Source organism: Stieleria sedimenti (assembly GCF_025060895.1).
Classification (GTDB): Bacteria; Planctomycetota; Planctomycetia; order Pirellulales; family Pirellulaceae; genus Stieleria; species Stieleria sedimenti.
This window is the reverse complement of record NZ_JANZKV010000175.1, coordinates 1-14,328: the sequence shown is the minus strand read 5'-3', so window position 1 is coordinate 14,328 and position 14,328 is coordinate 1. Positions and strand designations below refer to the sequence as shown.

The 14,328-nt window shown below is 59.6% G+C and carries 8 protein-coding genes; 4 read left to right on the top strand and 4 right to left on the bottom strand.

The annotated features are described in order from the left end of the window. Nucleotides 1-84: 84 nt before the first annotated feature. Complete coding sequence (locus NZK35_RS22140) at nt 85-1,461, top strand: hypothetical protein (RefSeq protein ID WP_259634706.1); 1,377 nt, start codon at nt 85-87, stop codon at nt 1,459-1,461. Nucleotides 1,462-1,706: 245 nt separating this feature from the next. Here the strand turns inward: NZK35_RS22140 and NZK35_RS22135 are convergent, their stop codons facing one another. Genes NZK35_RS22135 through NZK35_RS22120 form a run of 4 tightly spaced genes read right to left on the bottom strand, consistent with a single transcriptional unit; the run spans nt 1,707 to nt 8,813 of the window. Further along, entirely contained in the window at nt 1,707-3,494 is a 1,788-nt protein-coding gene (locus NZK35_RS22135) for a HEAT repeat domain-containing protein (protein WP_259634705.1), read from the bottom strand. After that, entirely contained in the window at nt 3,494-5,158 is a 1,665-nt protein-coding gene (locus NZK35_RS22130; protein ID WP_259634704.1) for an ABC transporter permease subunit, read from the bottom strand. The genes NZK35_RS22135 and NZK35_RS22130 overlap by 1 nt, the downstream gene beginning before the upstream one ends. Then, nucleotides 5,155-6,168, bottom strand: coding sequence for an ABC transporter ATP-binding protein (locus NZK35_RS22125; protein ID WP_259634703.1), 1,014 nt, complete (start codon nt 6,166-6,168; stop codon nt 5,155-5,157). Before NZK35_RS22125 ends, NZK35_RS22130 begins: the two co-directional genes overlap by 4 nt. Beyond that, nucleotides 6,165-8,813, bottom strand: coding sequence for a hypothetical protein (locus NZK35_RS22120; protein ID WP_259634702.1), 2,649 nt, complete (start codon nt 8,811-8,813; stop codon nt 6,165-6,167). The genes NZK35_RS22125 and NZK35_RS22120 overlap by 4 nt, the downstream gene beginning before the upstream one ends. Nucleotides 8,814-9,032: 219 nt before the next feature. Here NZK35_RS22120 and NZK35_RS22115 point away from each other — a divergent pair, with 219 nt between their 5' ends. Genes NZK35_RS22115 through NZK35_RS22105 form a run of 3 tightly spaced genes read left to right on the top strand, consistent with a single transcriptional unit; the run spans nt 9,033 to nt 13,891 of the window. Then, nucleotides 9,033-10,607: a DUF1549 and DUF1553 domain-containing protein gene (locus NZK35_RS22115; protein WP_259634701.1), complete on the top strand. Its 1,575-nt coding sequence runs from the start codon at nt 9,033-9,035 to the stop codon at nt 10,605-10,607. Between the two features lie 36 nt (nt 10,608-10,643). Continuing rightward, on the top strand, nt 10,644-11,957 hold the full coding sequence (locus NZK35_RS22110) for a DUF1501 domain-containing protein (protein ID WP_259634700.1): 1,314 nt from the start codon (nt 10,644-10,646) through the stop codon (nt 11,955-11,957). 41 nt (nt 11,958-11,998) lie between these two features. Then, the gene (locus NZK35_RS22105) at nt 11,999-13,891 is read left to right on the top strand and encodes a hypothetical protein (RefSeq protein ID WP_259634699.1); all 1,893 of its coding nucleotides are present in this window, start codon (nt 11,999-12,001) and stop codon (nt 13,889-13,891) included. Nucleotides 13,892-14,328: the final 437 nt, after the last annotated feature.

Sequence of the window (14,328 nt, the reverse complement as noted above, 5' to 3'; positions counted from 1 at the left end):
TTGGTACCTGACCCCTTTTCCGCGGCCTGGATCACGATTCAGAATCAGCTCTGACCGACACACACGAGGCTTAAAGGAAAGTCGATGATCATCAACCGACGTGATGCGATCCGAATGACGGCCGCGTCTCTTGGCGGCATGGCAGCGTGGTCTTCCTCTGGCGTGTCCGTCGCCCAGGAAACGCCTCCGAACTCGGCAACCATTGAAGTGCTCCATCCGCGGGCGCGGGTGCCCCTGTCATTCATCATCGATGATTCGACTTGCCTGGTGAACATGGGCCATTTTTGCATGCCGCAATTCGCCCATGCTTGGCCTGAACGCGACGTCTACAAACAGCCGTGGCGTGAGTGGCCGCGTGAAATCCCGGACCAATTTGTGCGTGAGTTCGGCGAGTGGTGCGCCCAACACGATGTCAAAGGAAAATACAGCATCGTCCCCTATCCCGCCTGTGTCGGCTGGCTGGACCGGACCCTGCCGGGATGGTCGCGGCAGGACTTGGACAATAGCCTGGCGCTCGTTCGCGATCTGATGATGCCCAACTGGGACATCCACCCTGAAATGATCACCCACACGCGAGTGATCGACTTGAAGACCGGTCGGCCGATGGCCGAAGTCAACGCGGGGACGATGGAGAACAGCTATCCGCAAACCGACATCAGCACCGATCACTTGACCGAGTACCTGGCTTACGCTCTGCGCATTTTAAAAAACTGCGGCTTGCATTGCGACGGCATCACCACACCGGGAGGATTCGGAAACCGCGTGAAAGACAAGTTGCCCGTCGCCGCCGGTCAAGCAGTCCGTGATGTGTACGGCAGCGAGTTGCCGCACTATTTCAAGTACGTCAAGACCGGTGATGAATCGACCGCACCCCAACTGGAATTTGACGGCAACAACGTCCTTTCCAACCTGACGATGAACGTCCCGGCGGGGACGGGTGATTGGTTCGGCAGCTGGGAAGGCAGCAAGGTGTCGCAGCCGGACCTGTACTGCAACGCCGACGCCACGTCGGGACGGATGGTGGACTTGATCGAGCGCGGCCAACCGGCAGTGATGTTGTGTCATTGGCCGGGCATGTATTGCAACGGGACCCAAACGGGATTTGAGGCATTCAAACGCGTGGTCACGTCACTGGCGTCACGCTTCGGCGACGAGACGCTTTGGATGAAGGTGAGTGAAATTGCGCGTTACTGGGCGGCAAAGGAATTGACTCAGTTGACGCGAGACGACGCTGGCACGATCGCCATCGAAGCCCCACTGGCGTGCAAAGATTTCACGATCTCATTGGACGCCACGGCAATCACCAAGGCTCCCGCGCTGACGCATGAGGGCAAGCCGGTCAAGCTAACAGAAGTTGCCTCGGTTTCGCGGTTGGAAAGCGGCACTTTTGCTCGTGCGGATGGCAAGCTGATCATTTGCTTGGACCTGGCCAAGGGTGCAAGCCGGCTCGTGCTGGGTTGACAACGATTCCTTCGAGCCACCGTCAGCTTCAATTTTTTAGCGGTAGGGCGCGAGCCCTCCGGTGTTTTGGCAGAGATGAAGCACCGGAGGGCTCGCGCCCTGCCGCTAAAACCTCAAGAAACACTTGGGAAAAATGCTTCACAGCGTTAACCATCAGGGTTTTAGCTTCGCGATTCATACCGACACCCTATAGCGGAGCGCAAGTCGATCTCGTTCTGCCCGTCATCGTTTTGCCCCCTCCCGCTTCAGTCGTCGACGGACACCGGTTTCAGGAACCAGTCTTCGTAGTCGCTGATGATCGGTGAGACGGTCGGCGCGGAGGATTCTCCGGTGATCTGATGGATCGCCCAGTGACAGGAGAAACTGACTTGGCTGCCAAAGTCGGTGGCGAATCGTCGCAAATCCGGTAGGGCGGCTTTCGCCTTCATCCGCCCCAGGCTTTGCGCACACATCGCTCGCACGGTCCCGTATTCCGGTTCCAGCGATTCGACATCATTGAGTCGCGAGAGCAGCATGCTGACCAGATCGTCGGGGGCCTCGTCGGGGTATAGGAAACCGACGCTCCACGATGCGGCGGTCCGCGCCCGCTCGCCGAGTGAAAAACTGCGCGGCACGTAGGCTCGGACGAGCGCGTCGGCTTCGCGGTATTGCATCTGTCCAAAGGCTTGGAAAAGCTGGGACATGAGATCGACCACACCGGGTGAGCCCGCATTGAGTTTTTGTTGTTGAAACTGCTGGTGGATTTCGGTGGCTCGCCCCAGCATTGCCGGCAGGTGTTGCTTTTGTCCCAGTCGACGGAGCCCCCAACCGGCCGTCACCATCACTTCGCCGCGGGGATGTCGCAATAAATCAACGAGTCGATCCCCGGCCGGCTTGTGGTCCAAACTGACCAGCACACGGGCGGCTTGTTGGCAGCCACGCCAGGAGTCTTGATCGAGAATCCCAGAGACTTGTGAGATGACTTCATCGTGAAGCGGCGGAAGTTGGGCCAATTCAAACAACGCCGCCGCCACTTGCAGGCGAAGGCTTGGATTGACATCATCGAGCAGCGTGGCGAGCGGCGCGATGCGAGGCACCTGTTTGCTGTCGATCAGCGCCAAGGCGATCGTACGGCGGACATTGACGTCTGGACTGGTGATCGCCCGCTCGGTGAATTCGAGCACGAGCTTGGGATCGATTTCATAAAGCCTCAGAAGTGCTTCGGATTGCACCGCGGTACTGCGACGGCCCATCAGCGATTGAAGCAACTGGATCGCCGCCGGGTCAGAGTGGCGGCTCAACAATGCGATCGCCAACAGGTCCGCGACGACGTCGCCGTCACCCTCCGCGCCGCCGATCAACTCGGCAGCCAGCGACTCAAGCCCCGAGGCGGACAGCTGACCGAGCGACCGCGCCGCGGCCAATCGGATTCCACCTGGCAAGGAAACATCGCCAACGTAGCGGCGAAGCGGTTTGGATCCGTCGTGCAGTTCCAGGGCGCCGACGCCTTGAATCGCAATCAGCAGGGATTGCCGCCGCGCCTGGGTGTCGCTTAGTCGCGTGAGCCACTGTTGAGACATTTCCGGCGACTTCCATTTCACCAACGCGGGCTCGACGAGCGAGGAAATGGCGGTCCCGTGTTTCTCAGCCAACATCGCCAACAGCGGCGACTGATCACGGGCGTCCATTGCGATCAATGCACGAACGGCCGCTCGCCTGACCGAGGCGTCCAGTTCATTCTGTCCAGCCAATTCAACGAGCGCCGGCAGAGCAACGTCAATGCCTTCCATCCCTCGGCGGTGTGCGATGGCAATCGTGTCGATCGTCACGCGTTGTAATTGGGCGTTGGGTCGGGCCAGTGCTTCCAACCAGAGCGGTATCGCATCGTTGGAAATTTTCAGCTGCATTTCCCGATAGGCGAACGCAGGGTCTGTGCCCATCACGTCATTGACGTCCAGGATCGATGGCGCCGCGGCCGCCGAATCGGCAGCCCGCGCGGGGATGCCGCACACGGGGAGCGACGCGAGGGCAACGGCAATCCAAACCGCAACCATTAAACGGGACGAGTGAGTCGCCATACTTTAAAACCAAAGACCAAGAACATGAGGGCCGAAAAGCCGCCGGCGACGTACCACGCGGCGGGCAGCAGGTTGTATTGCTCAAATCCGGGAGTTTCGATCACGCTGAGTGCCGCGCCGACCGGGTTGATCAGTAACACGCGTTGTACCATCTCAAATCCGAACGGGGCGCCGCGTCCGAGCCACACCAACAGGGGAATCACGAACAGAGACATGACGACGACGTAAGTGACGGTGGTCGCGACGGCCGTGGTTCGAAACAGACTGCCGACCGCGGCGCTAACCGCTACCGTATACACCACCGTCCATGCCAGACAGACCAGCACCAAGTTGACCTGGTACCACATCTGGGGCTGGATGTAGATCATCACCAGGTACCCCGGCAGCGTGGCCATCAACACCAACAACAGCGTCCAGAGCACACTGAGCAATTTTCCGCGGACGATTTTCAGCGACGACAGCGGTGTCAGACGCAGCAATTCCCAACCGCCACCGTCGCGTTCGCCGCTGATCAGCCCCGAGGTCAGGCTGGGCGTCATCACGACAATCAGAATGACTTGCAAAATCACCATCAAGCCGCCAATGGTTTCAGTGCCCCAGCTCGTCACGCTCGTGGCGGCGGCAAAGGTCAGCACCATCGAGACGACGGCACAGAGCGCGACCAATCGAAACAGCCATTGAGATCGCCCGAAGCGACGGCAACGAAATTCCTTCACCATGACCGGGTTCAGGTACCACGGGATACCGGGCTTGCGTCGTTGAGGGTCGACGATGAACAGGAAACGTCGTAACAATCGGGCGACCAATCCGCGGTCATCGGTGATCACGCCTTGCGCCCGTGACTGGTCGAAAATCCGATAGTTCAATCTGGAAATCGTGACCGCGGCAAAGACCAGGCTGCTGATCAACGTGAACAGGATGAATTGCATGTTGCCGGGTGAGGTGATCAGTCCCTTGGACCCCAATCCACCCTGTCCCATGATCTGCATCACCACCGGGACGGGTGAAAGGTAGCGCACCCACTGGGCGACGGTTCCCATCACTCCGGACCCGCCGGGAAAAAACGCATCCGGGATCAGCGTCAAAAAGAACAGTGCGAAGATGACCGAATAGGTCAGCCTGACTCCGGCGTCGGTCGATTGCACATAGCTGCTGATCAACATCCCCAACGTGGCGTATTGAAACACCAACAACAACAGCACGAAGTAAAACAGCCCCAACCCGCTCTTCAGGTCGATGCCTCCCATCGCGTAGCAAGCGGCGGCGCCCGGCAAACTGGCCAGCAAGACCAGCAGGGCGAACAACAAGACGCCGGCGAGCTTGCCGAAATAGATCGACAGCGGGCTGAGCGGTGAATTCAACAACAGGGCCAACGTCCCGGCGTTCTTCTCGTTGACGATCGAGGTGGCAGGAAACGCGGGCACCAAAAAAACGACTCCCGCCAGCAAGCCGTAACCGAACACACGAAACACCTGGATCGACTGAACGCCGCTCAAGTCGACGGTGGCATCGGTCGGCCAGCGCATCAGTACGGCGATCGAAAACGTGATCGTCAGTGCCAACAGCGTTGCAAATGCCTTGGGCGAGCGGACGATTCCGAAAAACTCGCGTTGCACGACGGGATTAAATGCCGAACTCATGAAGTCGCCTCTTGCGTTGCCGGCTGGGTCTGCGGAGGATCGCCGCCGTGACTTCCGCTGGCGACCGACAAAAAGGCATCCTCCAGATCGGTCGGAACTTCGCGAAACTGGGCGATCGCTTCGCCGGATCCCACCAGATGGGTCAACAGCGGCGTGATTTCCCGGTCGTTCAGTCCGGTTGTAAAACGAACCATCGTCTCGGTGGTCGCTCCGGTCACTTCGGATTCGTGGTTCATCTCGCGGGACCACGTTTCGACCAACGCGACCACGCGATCGACCTGGTCGTGATCGACCAATTGAATTTCAAAGGTGCGTCGTTGCTGGATATCACGCATGATTTCGTCCAGCGTCCCGAACGCCCGCAGCCGCCCCTTGGTGATCATGGCGACGATGTCACACACCCGCGCCAGCTCGGGCAGGATGTGACTGGTGACGATCAAGGTTTTTCCCATCTCCGCCAGCCGCAACAACATTGTTCGCATGTCGATCCGTGCTTGCGGATCAAGCCCGTTGGCCGGTTCGTCCAGGATCATCACTTGGGGATCGTGCATCAACGTCCGAGCGATTGCCACACGTTGCTGCATCCCTCGACTGAGCGCATCGACGAACAGGTCTTTCATGTACGTCGCGCCGGCGATCTCCAGCACTTCATCAATGCGTACGATCCGCTTGCGGCGACCGATCCCGTAGGCGGCGCCGAAGAAATCCAGATACTCGCCGACCCGCATGTTGTTGTACTTGCCGAAATCATCGGGCATGTAACCGACCAGACGTTTGATCTTTCGTGATTCGGTCAGACAGTCCGCACCGGCAATTCGGGCCGTGCCACTGGTCGGTTTGAGCAGCCCGACCAGGATTCGAATGGTGGTGGTTTTGCCGGCACCGTTGGGTCCAATGAACCCCAAGATCTGGCCGCTGTGGACGGTGATCGAGAGGGAATCCAAGGCGGTGAATTCATCATACCGCTTGGTCAGATCCACGGTTTCAATGATGGGTTGTTGATCGGTCACGGTGTGCCTGTGTCGGAAGCTTCGTCAAGAGAAGGAAGGTCGCTGGCGTTGATCTGCGCCACCGCATCAAGATGAACGTAGTCGATCTGCCAGGTCGCGTTGTCGACGACTCGATCGCCCGCTTCGCCCGAGCCCGACACGTTGGCCTTTCGCTCGGTCGCCTCGAACGATTCGGTGACGCCGAACGCCATATACAATCCGTCGTCGGCATGCAAACGCAAAGCATCCCTCCGGTCGATGGTGAATTTGATCACCCCGGTTGCGTTGTCCAGCTGAAAGACTCTCGCGGGCTGGTCATCGACAAACGCGTTGACAAAAAACGTACGCGACGGCGCGTTGATCTTCATCGTCACGTTGACTTGTTGCAGCGTCATCGGTGCGACGACGTCGGGAAAGCGAAACAGCAACTGGGCCTCGGCCGCCTTCGTCATCTCGGCAAGCCACTTTCCGGTGCGCGGATTAAACAGAGTCGTTCGCCCCTGGGCTCCCCAGAAGGCGTCGGTTCGGATGAAGCTGGACGGGATTCGAAATTCGACGCCGCGAGCGGGTCGTTCTAATTGAATGGGAATGGACACCAACGCCGCCCCGCGTTGATCGAATCGGCTGTCAAACTGGACGCCGAGCTCGAAAGGATTGGTCCACACCAACAGGGACGGCCCCTGGCTGAGTGAATGTCCTTCGGCTGACGTGAGCACCGCTTCATAGAAGTCCTGTCGCATCCGCTGCTGATCGGTCAAAATGGATCCGGGGATGAACTGACCGGGTGGAAGCCGATCGGAGGCTCCCGCGAGGACTTGCCCCGCGGAGGCATCCGCGTCGATCCTCACCGCGGTGATCGGTGCCGGTGACGCGACGATCAACCCGTCCTGACAATTCGTGGGGTCGAGCCCGGTGAGTGTTCCTCGAAAACCCTGGCCATCAAACGTGCCACGCACGCGGATCGGTTGTTGAAGCGTGGTGGCTGAATTGGACACCAGATGTCGGACGACGCCGGGCGGCTGACCTGGTCCGATCCAACGGCTGGTGCCGTCGTCTTCTAAACTCACTCGGCGTGTTTGCGACGTCCCCGTGTTCTCCAGCGGCATCGTCATCACTTGATGATTGGACACCAAACCCAAGTCACCGCTTTGTTGACTGTAGACGGCGCGGATCGTCGACACATCGGCTTCGCCCGTCGCCGGCTGAACCTGGACGACTTGGCTGGTGGCGACCGTCGACGGGATTGCGGTGGCATGAGACGAACCGATCGCCAGCATGATCAACGTTGTCACGATGGCCGAAACAGGAACCAGAAACGCCATCCGCTCGAGTCGTCGTTGGCGGGCCCACCACACACCGCCGATCAAGATCACCAACGCATTGACGCCCAGCACGAAGGCAGCCGTCGAACGACTGGGAATTTGATAGCCGATCTGGTCATCGACGATCGGTTTCATCGCGGCGACCAGATCCTGCTGTTCGTTCTTGGGTTCAAAGAATTCACGTGCAAGCCGGTTCAAGCCGGCTGTGACTTTTTGGTCGGAATGAATCCAGCCATCGGCGCCCAAGGCGGTGAACAGGACTTCGCCATCACCGACACGTTTCCGGAACGCGACCGGCCAGCCGTCGACGCGGCAAACGATGTCGTCGGACTGCGTCAGCACCCGTAGCATTGCGACGGGAGTTTCCGAGGACCAGCTTTCGGTCGCACCGGCCGTCCCCCTGACCGGATCGGTGGTCTGCAATTGAAACTCATTCAATTCGGTGCGATCGATCACGGTAAAGTCCGCGTCGTCACCGAGCAGATCGTCGACGAGTGCCTGGCTGGTCAAATCCAACATGATCCAAGCCCGACCGCCGCGGCGGATCCAACGACGGATCGCGACCACGCCATCGGAATCGTACTGCAACTGGTCGCCGGCGATCACCACTTGGTCCAGTTCGTCCAGTGCACCGTAGGTCGGTGGCAGGAAATTGGACAGGAAACTGACGATCGGCAGATCGCTCGGATTCATGGTGACCGAATCACGCCCCGCGTTCAGGACGGCGTTCAATCGCTCCCGAGTGGCTTCATGCTGCGTCGCCCCCTCATGATCAAGTGGGTCGGCAAACAGCCCCGTGTTGATTTCGTCGTCGGCCAACATCAACGACCGCACCGAGACGGGCATCTGGTTCACGTTCTCGGTGAACGACTCCTCTCCCTCGGACTCGGCAATGCGAATCATCGACAGGTCGACACGGTTGCCATCGATCCGCTCGCCCCGCGGAATCGCAAGCGGCAACCAGGATTGGCGTTTGCTTCGCGCGGGAAGCCAAAACCGAGTTGAAAATTGAAGGTTGGGATCGTCCCCCACAAAGACCGAAACGACCTCTTCGACATCCTGGTCGGTGTGATTGACTCCCACGACGGCCAACGAAGCCCATCCGCCGCTGGCAAACCGCTGGACGCCAGACGGCATGACCGTGACGGCAACACCCGCAGGTTCCTTCGCCTGGGGTTCGGCTGCCTGGGGGGCCTTTGAAGGCGGGACGGCGGTCGTTTCGGACGCACCCTCCTGGGCCATCGCACCGGTCGAGAAAACCGGAAACAAGGCCATCAAACCGTACATCACAAGAACGCTGACCACGTGTTTGAATTTGGTCGCACTGAGGGTCGTTGGGATCATCCGCTACTGCTCAATCTCAAAAGTGTATTCCGCGTCACGCCAATGTTAACGTCTCGGCGCCGCGCCTACGAGTCAGCGGCGTCGAACCGCCCGAATTCTCTCGTTCTGATTCATGTGCCCGAATCCCATGTGCCCGAATCCCATGTGCTCGAATCTTCGTGCGTAAGGCTACGACAAGTGGTATAACACAGTTGCAATGCCCTCTTCTCCATCGGCGTCATGATGCGATTTGTCTGCATTCACTTCACTCTCACGCTCATCGTTTCCATCGGAAGCGCCGCCCGCTGTGGCGAAACGACGGAAGATCAATTTGCGTCGCCATCGGATCGTGTGGATCAGTACTTGACCGAATCTTGGCGGGAAACGGTGACACGACCTAGCCCGCGAAGCGGCGACGCCGAGTTCTGTCGACGTGCCTGGTTGGACCTTGCCGGCGTGGCGCCACCGGTTTGGCAATTGCGACGTTTTCTGACGGACCCGTCGAGCGACAAGCGGGAACACTTGATCGAATCGCTGCTGAGCTCGTCTCGGTTTGCGACCCACATGGCCCATCGCTGGAATGAGTTTTTGCTTCCGGCAGAAACGTCTGACGACCGCCAGGTTGATGCGGCGGCTCTGCAGGCTTGGTTGAGAAAACAGTTTCTCGACAACACGCCGTATGATCATCTGGTCGGCGGATTTTTGACCGCCGGCGGGAAGAGTGATCAAGGGCCGGCGATCTTTTACACGTCACGAAACTTGGAACCGGTGAAACTGGCCGCGGCGACATCCAGGTTGTTCCTGGGCGTTCAACTGGAATGCGCCCAGTGCCACGATCACCCCTTCGCCCAATGGACGCAAGATGATTTCTGGTCGTTCGCCGCGTTCTTTGCGCAGCTGCAATTGAGCGAGACGAACCTGCGCGGTGGCGGCCAAGCGATCGAAGATCGATCGGGTGCGGAAGTGAGGTTCCCCGATTCCGATCGAGTCATGGCGCCGCGGTATCCGGGCGCGACTTCGCCACCAGAATCTGATCCGACAGACTTTCGACGGCGTCAACTGACCATCTGGCTGGCGTCACGCAACAACCCTTACTTCGCGCGCGCCGCGGCCAACCGCGTTTGGGCGCATCTGTTCGGACGGGGGCTTGTCGATCCGGTTGACGCGATGGATTCCAGCAATCCGCCCAGCCATCCCGAATTGCTGCAGTACCTGGCCGATTACCTGGTGGAGCAACGGTTTGACTTGCGTGAGCTTTATCGCATGCTGACCCGCACCCAGGCCTACCATCGGACCAGCGCGATCACCGAAGGCCAACGGCCTCCGCCGGATTCCTTCGCCGCGATGAATGTCAAAACCCTTTCGGCGTCCCAGTACTTCGACAGCCTTCATCAAAACGTATTGCTGGGGCGGTTCAATGCAGCGGCCGATTCGCCGCAAGCCGATTCGCCGCAAGCCGAACAAGCGGTTCGTGGCGAATTCCTTCGCCGCATGAAAGCCCCCGAGGCTGCGCCGAATGACTATCCGCACGGAGTCGTTCAGGTGCTGGGCATGATGAACGGCCCGGAGATGCTGGTCGCGACCGCGGAAAAACAAAGTGGTCTGATCGCGTCGCTGGAAGCACCGTTCTTTTCGGATTCAGATCGGATCGAAACCCTGTTCCTGGCCTGTCTGTCTCGACCGCCCGGCGACACCGAACTGGAGATGTTTCTGGCCCACTTAAACGACGCGTCCGCCGAGCAATCGTCTGCGACACGCCTGAGCGATCTGACCTGGATCTTGCTCAATACCGCTGAATGTTTTGTTTGTCCGTGAGAGAAGGAGAGTGGGATAGCCATCACCGAAGTACGCATGTTCCAATCACCCATTTTCAATCGCCGCCAATCGATCGCCCGCGCCGTTTCCATCGGCGGGACGATCGGCATGAGTCAGCTGCTGCAATCGATCGCCGCGGTTGCCGGTGGGGCGACGGAAAACGATCAGCGCCACTGCGTGTTGCTTTGGATGTCAGGCGGCCCCAGCCAGCTCGACACGTTCGACATGAAGCCGAAGCACAAGAATGGAGGCTCCTTCAAAGAGATCGCGACCGCCGTGCCGGGACTGCGGTTCAGCGAGCACCTTCCCCAGTTGGCCGAACTGGCCGATCAACTGGCGATCCTGCGTGGCATGGCGACCAAGGAAGGAGATCACCAGCGCGGCACCACGGTGATGCGGACCGGGCACCTCGCCGGCGGTCCGGTTCGCTACCCGGCGATCGGCTGCTCGCTTTCGAAATCGCTGCGGAATCCCGCTTCCAAGCTGCCCCACTACGTCACGGTCGCACCGGGACCGTTCGCCCGCGGCTCGCAGAGCCCCGGTTTTCTGGGTCCCAAATTCGCCGCAACCTCTGTCAGTGTTTCAGGGCCGCCGGCGGCTAACAATTTCGCCCAGTTGCGTGTCGATCATTTACAGCCACATGGATTCGTCGACTCGGAACGTTTTGAGCGTCGATTGGCACTCTGGGAATCGATGCAGGCGTCGTACTTGAAGACGAGAAATGCTCCCAACATCGTTGCCCAGGACACCGTGTATCGGTCGGCGATCGACATGTTGGGCAGCGACGCCAAGGACGCCTTCGATCTTTCTGCCGAATCGGAAACGGTGCGTGAAGCCTACGGACGTGGCACGTTTGGGCAGGGATGTTTGATGGCCAGGCGGTTGATTGAACGCGGTGTCCCGCTGGTCGAAGTCACATTGGGCGATGGGCTGGGTTGGGACACGCACGCGAACAACTTTGAACAGGTTCAACGCCTCTGCGAACAACTGGACGCCGGCTGGGCGACGTTGATGACGGAACTTTCCGATCGCGGGCTGCTTGAAAAAACGACGATCCTTTGGGCGGGCGAATTCGGACGTACCCCCGCGATCAATTCCAACGGCGGACGAGACCATTTTCCCCAAGCGTTCTCGTGCGTACTCGCCGGCGGAGGCGTCGCCGGTGGACAAGCCTTCGGCGCCACCAGCCCTGACGGCATGGAAGTGATCGAGGGAAAGATCGATCAGCAAGACCTGCTTGCGACGCTCTGCAAGGCGTTGGGCGTGGACCCCAAAAGCGAGAACATTGCCGATGGCGGCAGGCCGATCGCGATCTCCGAAGGCAACCCGATCGACCAGGTGTTGTTGTGATCCCACGAACCGGACAGCGTCGGGGTCGTCTTGCAACGCTGATGCTTCGATCGTTTCTGATCACGATCGGATTGGCAGCGGTGACCGTACTCGCTGGGTGCAACCGCGCGACGGAACGATCTTCGTCCCCGACGATCGGTACGCCCGAAGTGACGGTGGAAGAAGACATTGAGCCTGCCGTCGTCCCCTCCACCAACGCATCGCCAACGTCCCAAACGAAACGCAAGCGAGATGACGAGTTGGACAAGTCAGCTCCCGTCGCCGTGGATACCGCTCCGCCGGCGAACGACACAGACGTCGAAGCGGACGTTGAAGCGGACGTTGCAAATGAACTCGACGCCGCGCAGGACAATGGTTCGCCTGACGACGTGGAACCCGATTCATTCGACAAGCCCGATTCAACCGAAGAACCCCGCGCAGCCTACCGTCTGTGGCTGCCGACCGCGAAAGGCCCCTTGTTGGTCGACTTGGACGTGTGGGTCGACGGCCAACCATTGCGTGACGCGTTTGCGGAGAAACTTGCCTCCGTGCGAGCGGCGTTGGAAGAATCCGATGAGGATGCGATGGGCTGGGATCGGCTACTGGAACACGTCGCCGGAGATCCCGCCACGTTCGGTCAAACCGCCTCACGCATCGATGCTCAACAACAAGCACTCATCAAACGCTACGACCGGGACAAGGACAACTCCGTCGACGAACAAGAGTTGGTTCGATTCCTTTTTCGTGATTCCAATGTCTCGCAAGCATTTCGCCTGTTCGGGACCGACGCATTTCGATGGGCCAACCGTTCTGCTTCGCCGCTGTATGCAGCCATCGACCGAAACCAGGATCGAAAACTCGATCCGACCGAGATCGAACTGGCCGGCGAATCGTTACTGCGGGAGATCGATCTCAATTCCGATCACTGCATCGACTTTGCCGAGTTGACGCGACTGCGTGAAAATGAAACCGATGCCTGGCAGCGTCATCGATCCAACCGCCAAGGCGATGTCGCGATGGATCTCTCCGGTTACGTCAATTGGTCGAATCTGTCTTACACCATGGGCGGGATGTTGAAAGAGGATCCCGTTCTCTATCCATCCAACCCGGTGAAATCGATTGACGCCGATCGGGATGATTGGATCTCCGAGTCGGAGGCGGAGTCCGTGCTGACACTCGCCCCGGCATTCACGCTCAACGTCCGGTTCGACAGCACCGATCCGTCGGCATCGACCGTGGAGACACAGGTGCAGGCAGCGGTTCGCGACAACGTCCGCATTGAACATCACTCCGGTTTCTGCTGGATTGTGGGACAGGCGTTGCAAGTCGGTGCCGTTGCGTTGGACCAGCCGACGACACGGAACCGAATTCCGCGCCAAGTGTTCCTTCAGCTCGATGCCGACAAGGATGGCGCGATTGATGAAAGTGAGATTCCCGACGGCGCGAAGGATCAATTTCCGCTGGAGTCATTGGACCAAAACGGCGACGGCAAGCTGAGTTTTCTGGAGATCAATCAGGCGTTGCAGCAAAAACAATCGATCTGGAATTTTCAAGTCCGCGGCAGGGCGGCCGAACATCCCGACGGTGTCTTCGCGTGGTTGGATCTGGATCACGATCAATTCCTATCCAGTCGCGAAATTCAATCGGCATCTGCGCGATTGAGCGCTTTGGGCGCTTTGGGCGCGGAGAACGTGCCGCTTTCGGCCAACGACATCCCCGACACCCTGATGATTCAATTTTGCCGCGGCGAACCGGATCAAGACGACGCACGCTTTCAATTCAGCCGCCGCGTTACCGCGGAGTCGGACGACCGGCCGAGTTGGGCGATTCACATGGACGCCAATCGAGACGGCGATGTGTCGGAAAACGAATTTCTCGGCCCGATCGAAACGTTCCGCGAGTTGGACCAAGACGACGATCGCTTTTTATCGGCGGCTGAAGTTCGCGAGGACTGAAGGCTTGCAGCGACCCCGGTATCCCGGAGGGATGACAGCGAGTAGCCGGAGGTCAGCGCAGCGCAACCTCCGGGAAGGCCGGCGCGGAATTCCCCTCGACCCCGGCGGGGTCGCAGCAATTCGAATCGCCGGCGGTGCGGCAGATCGCGGTTTTGAAAGAGTTGATCGAGATGCCGGTTCAACCGGAATGGCAGGCCGGGTCCGAGGGCTCGGGCGCGATTTGCTTCGACGCCCTTCGGGGTCGCGTCAGACGGGTGCGCGGATCTCCGGAGGTGTCGCTCCGCTCACCTCCGGCGACTGGCTTTGACCCCGTTCGGGGTAGTCCGACGACAACGCCCGTAGGCTCGCGCCAAACGGCTGATGGCGTGCGGGGATTCAGCCGGTTCGCGCCGGCGACCCCAGTATCCCGGAGGGATGACAGCGAGTAGCCGGAGGTC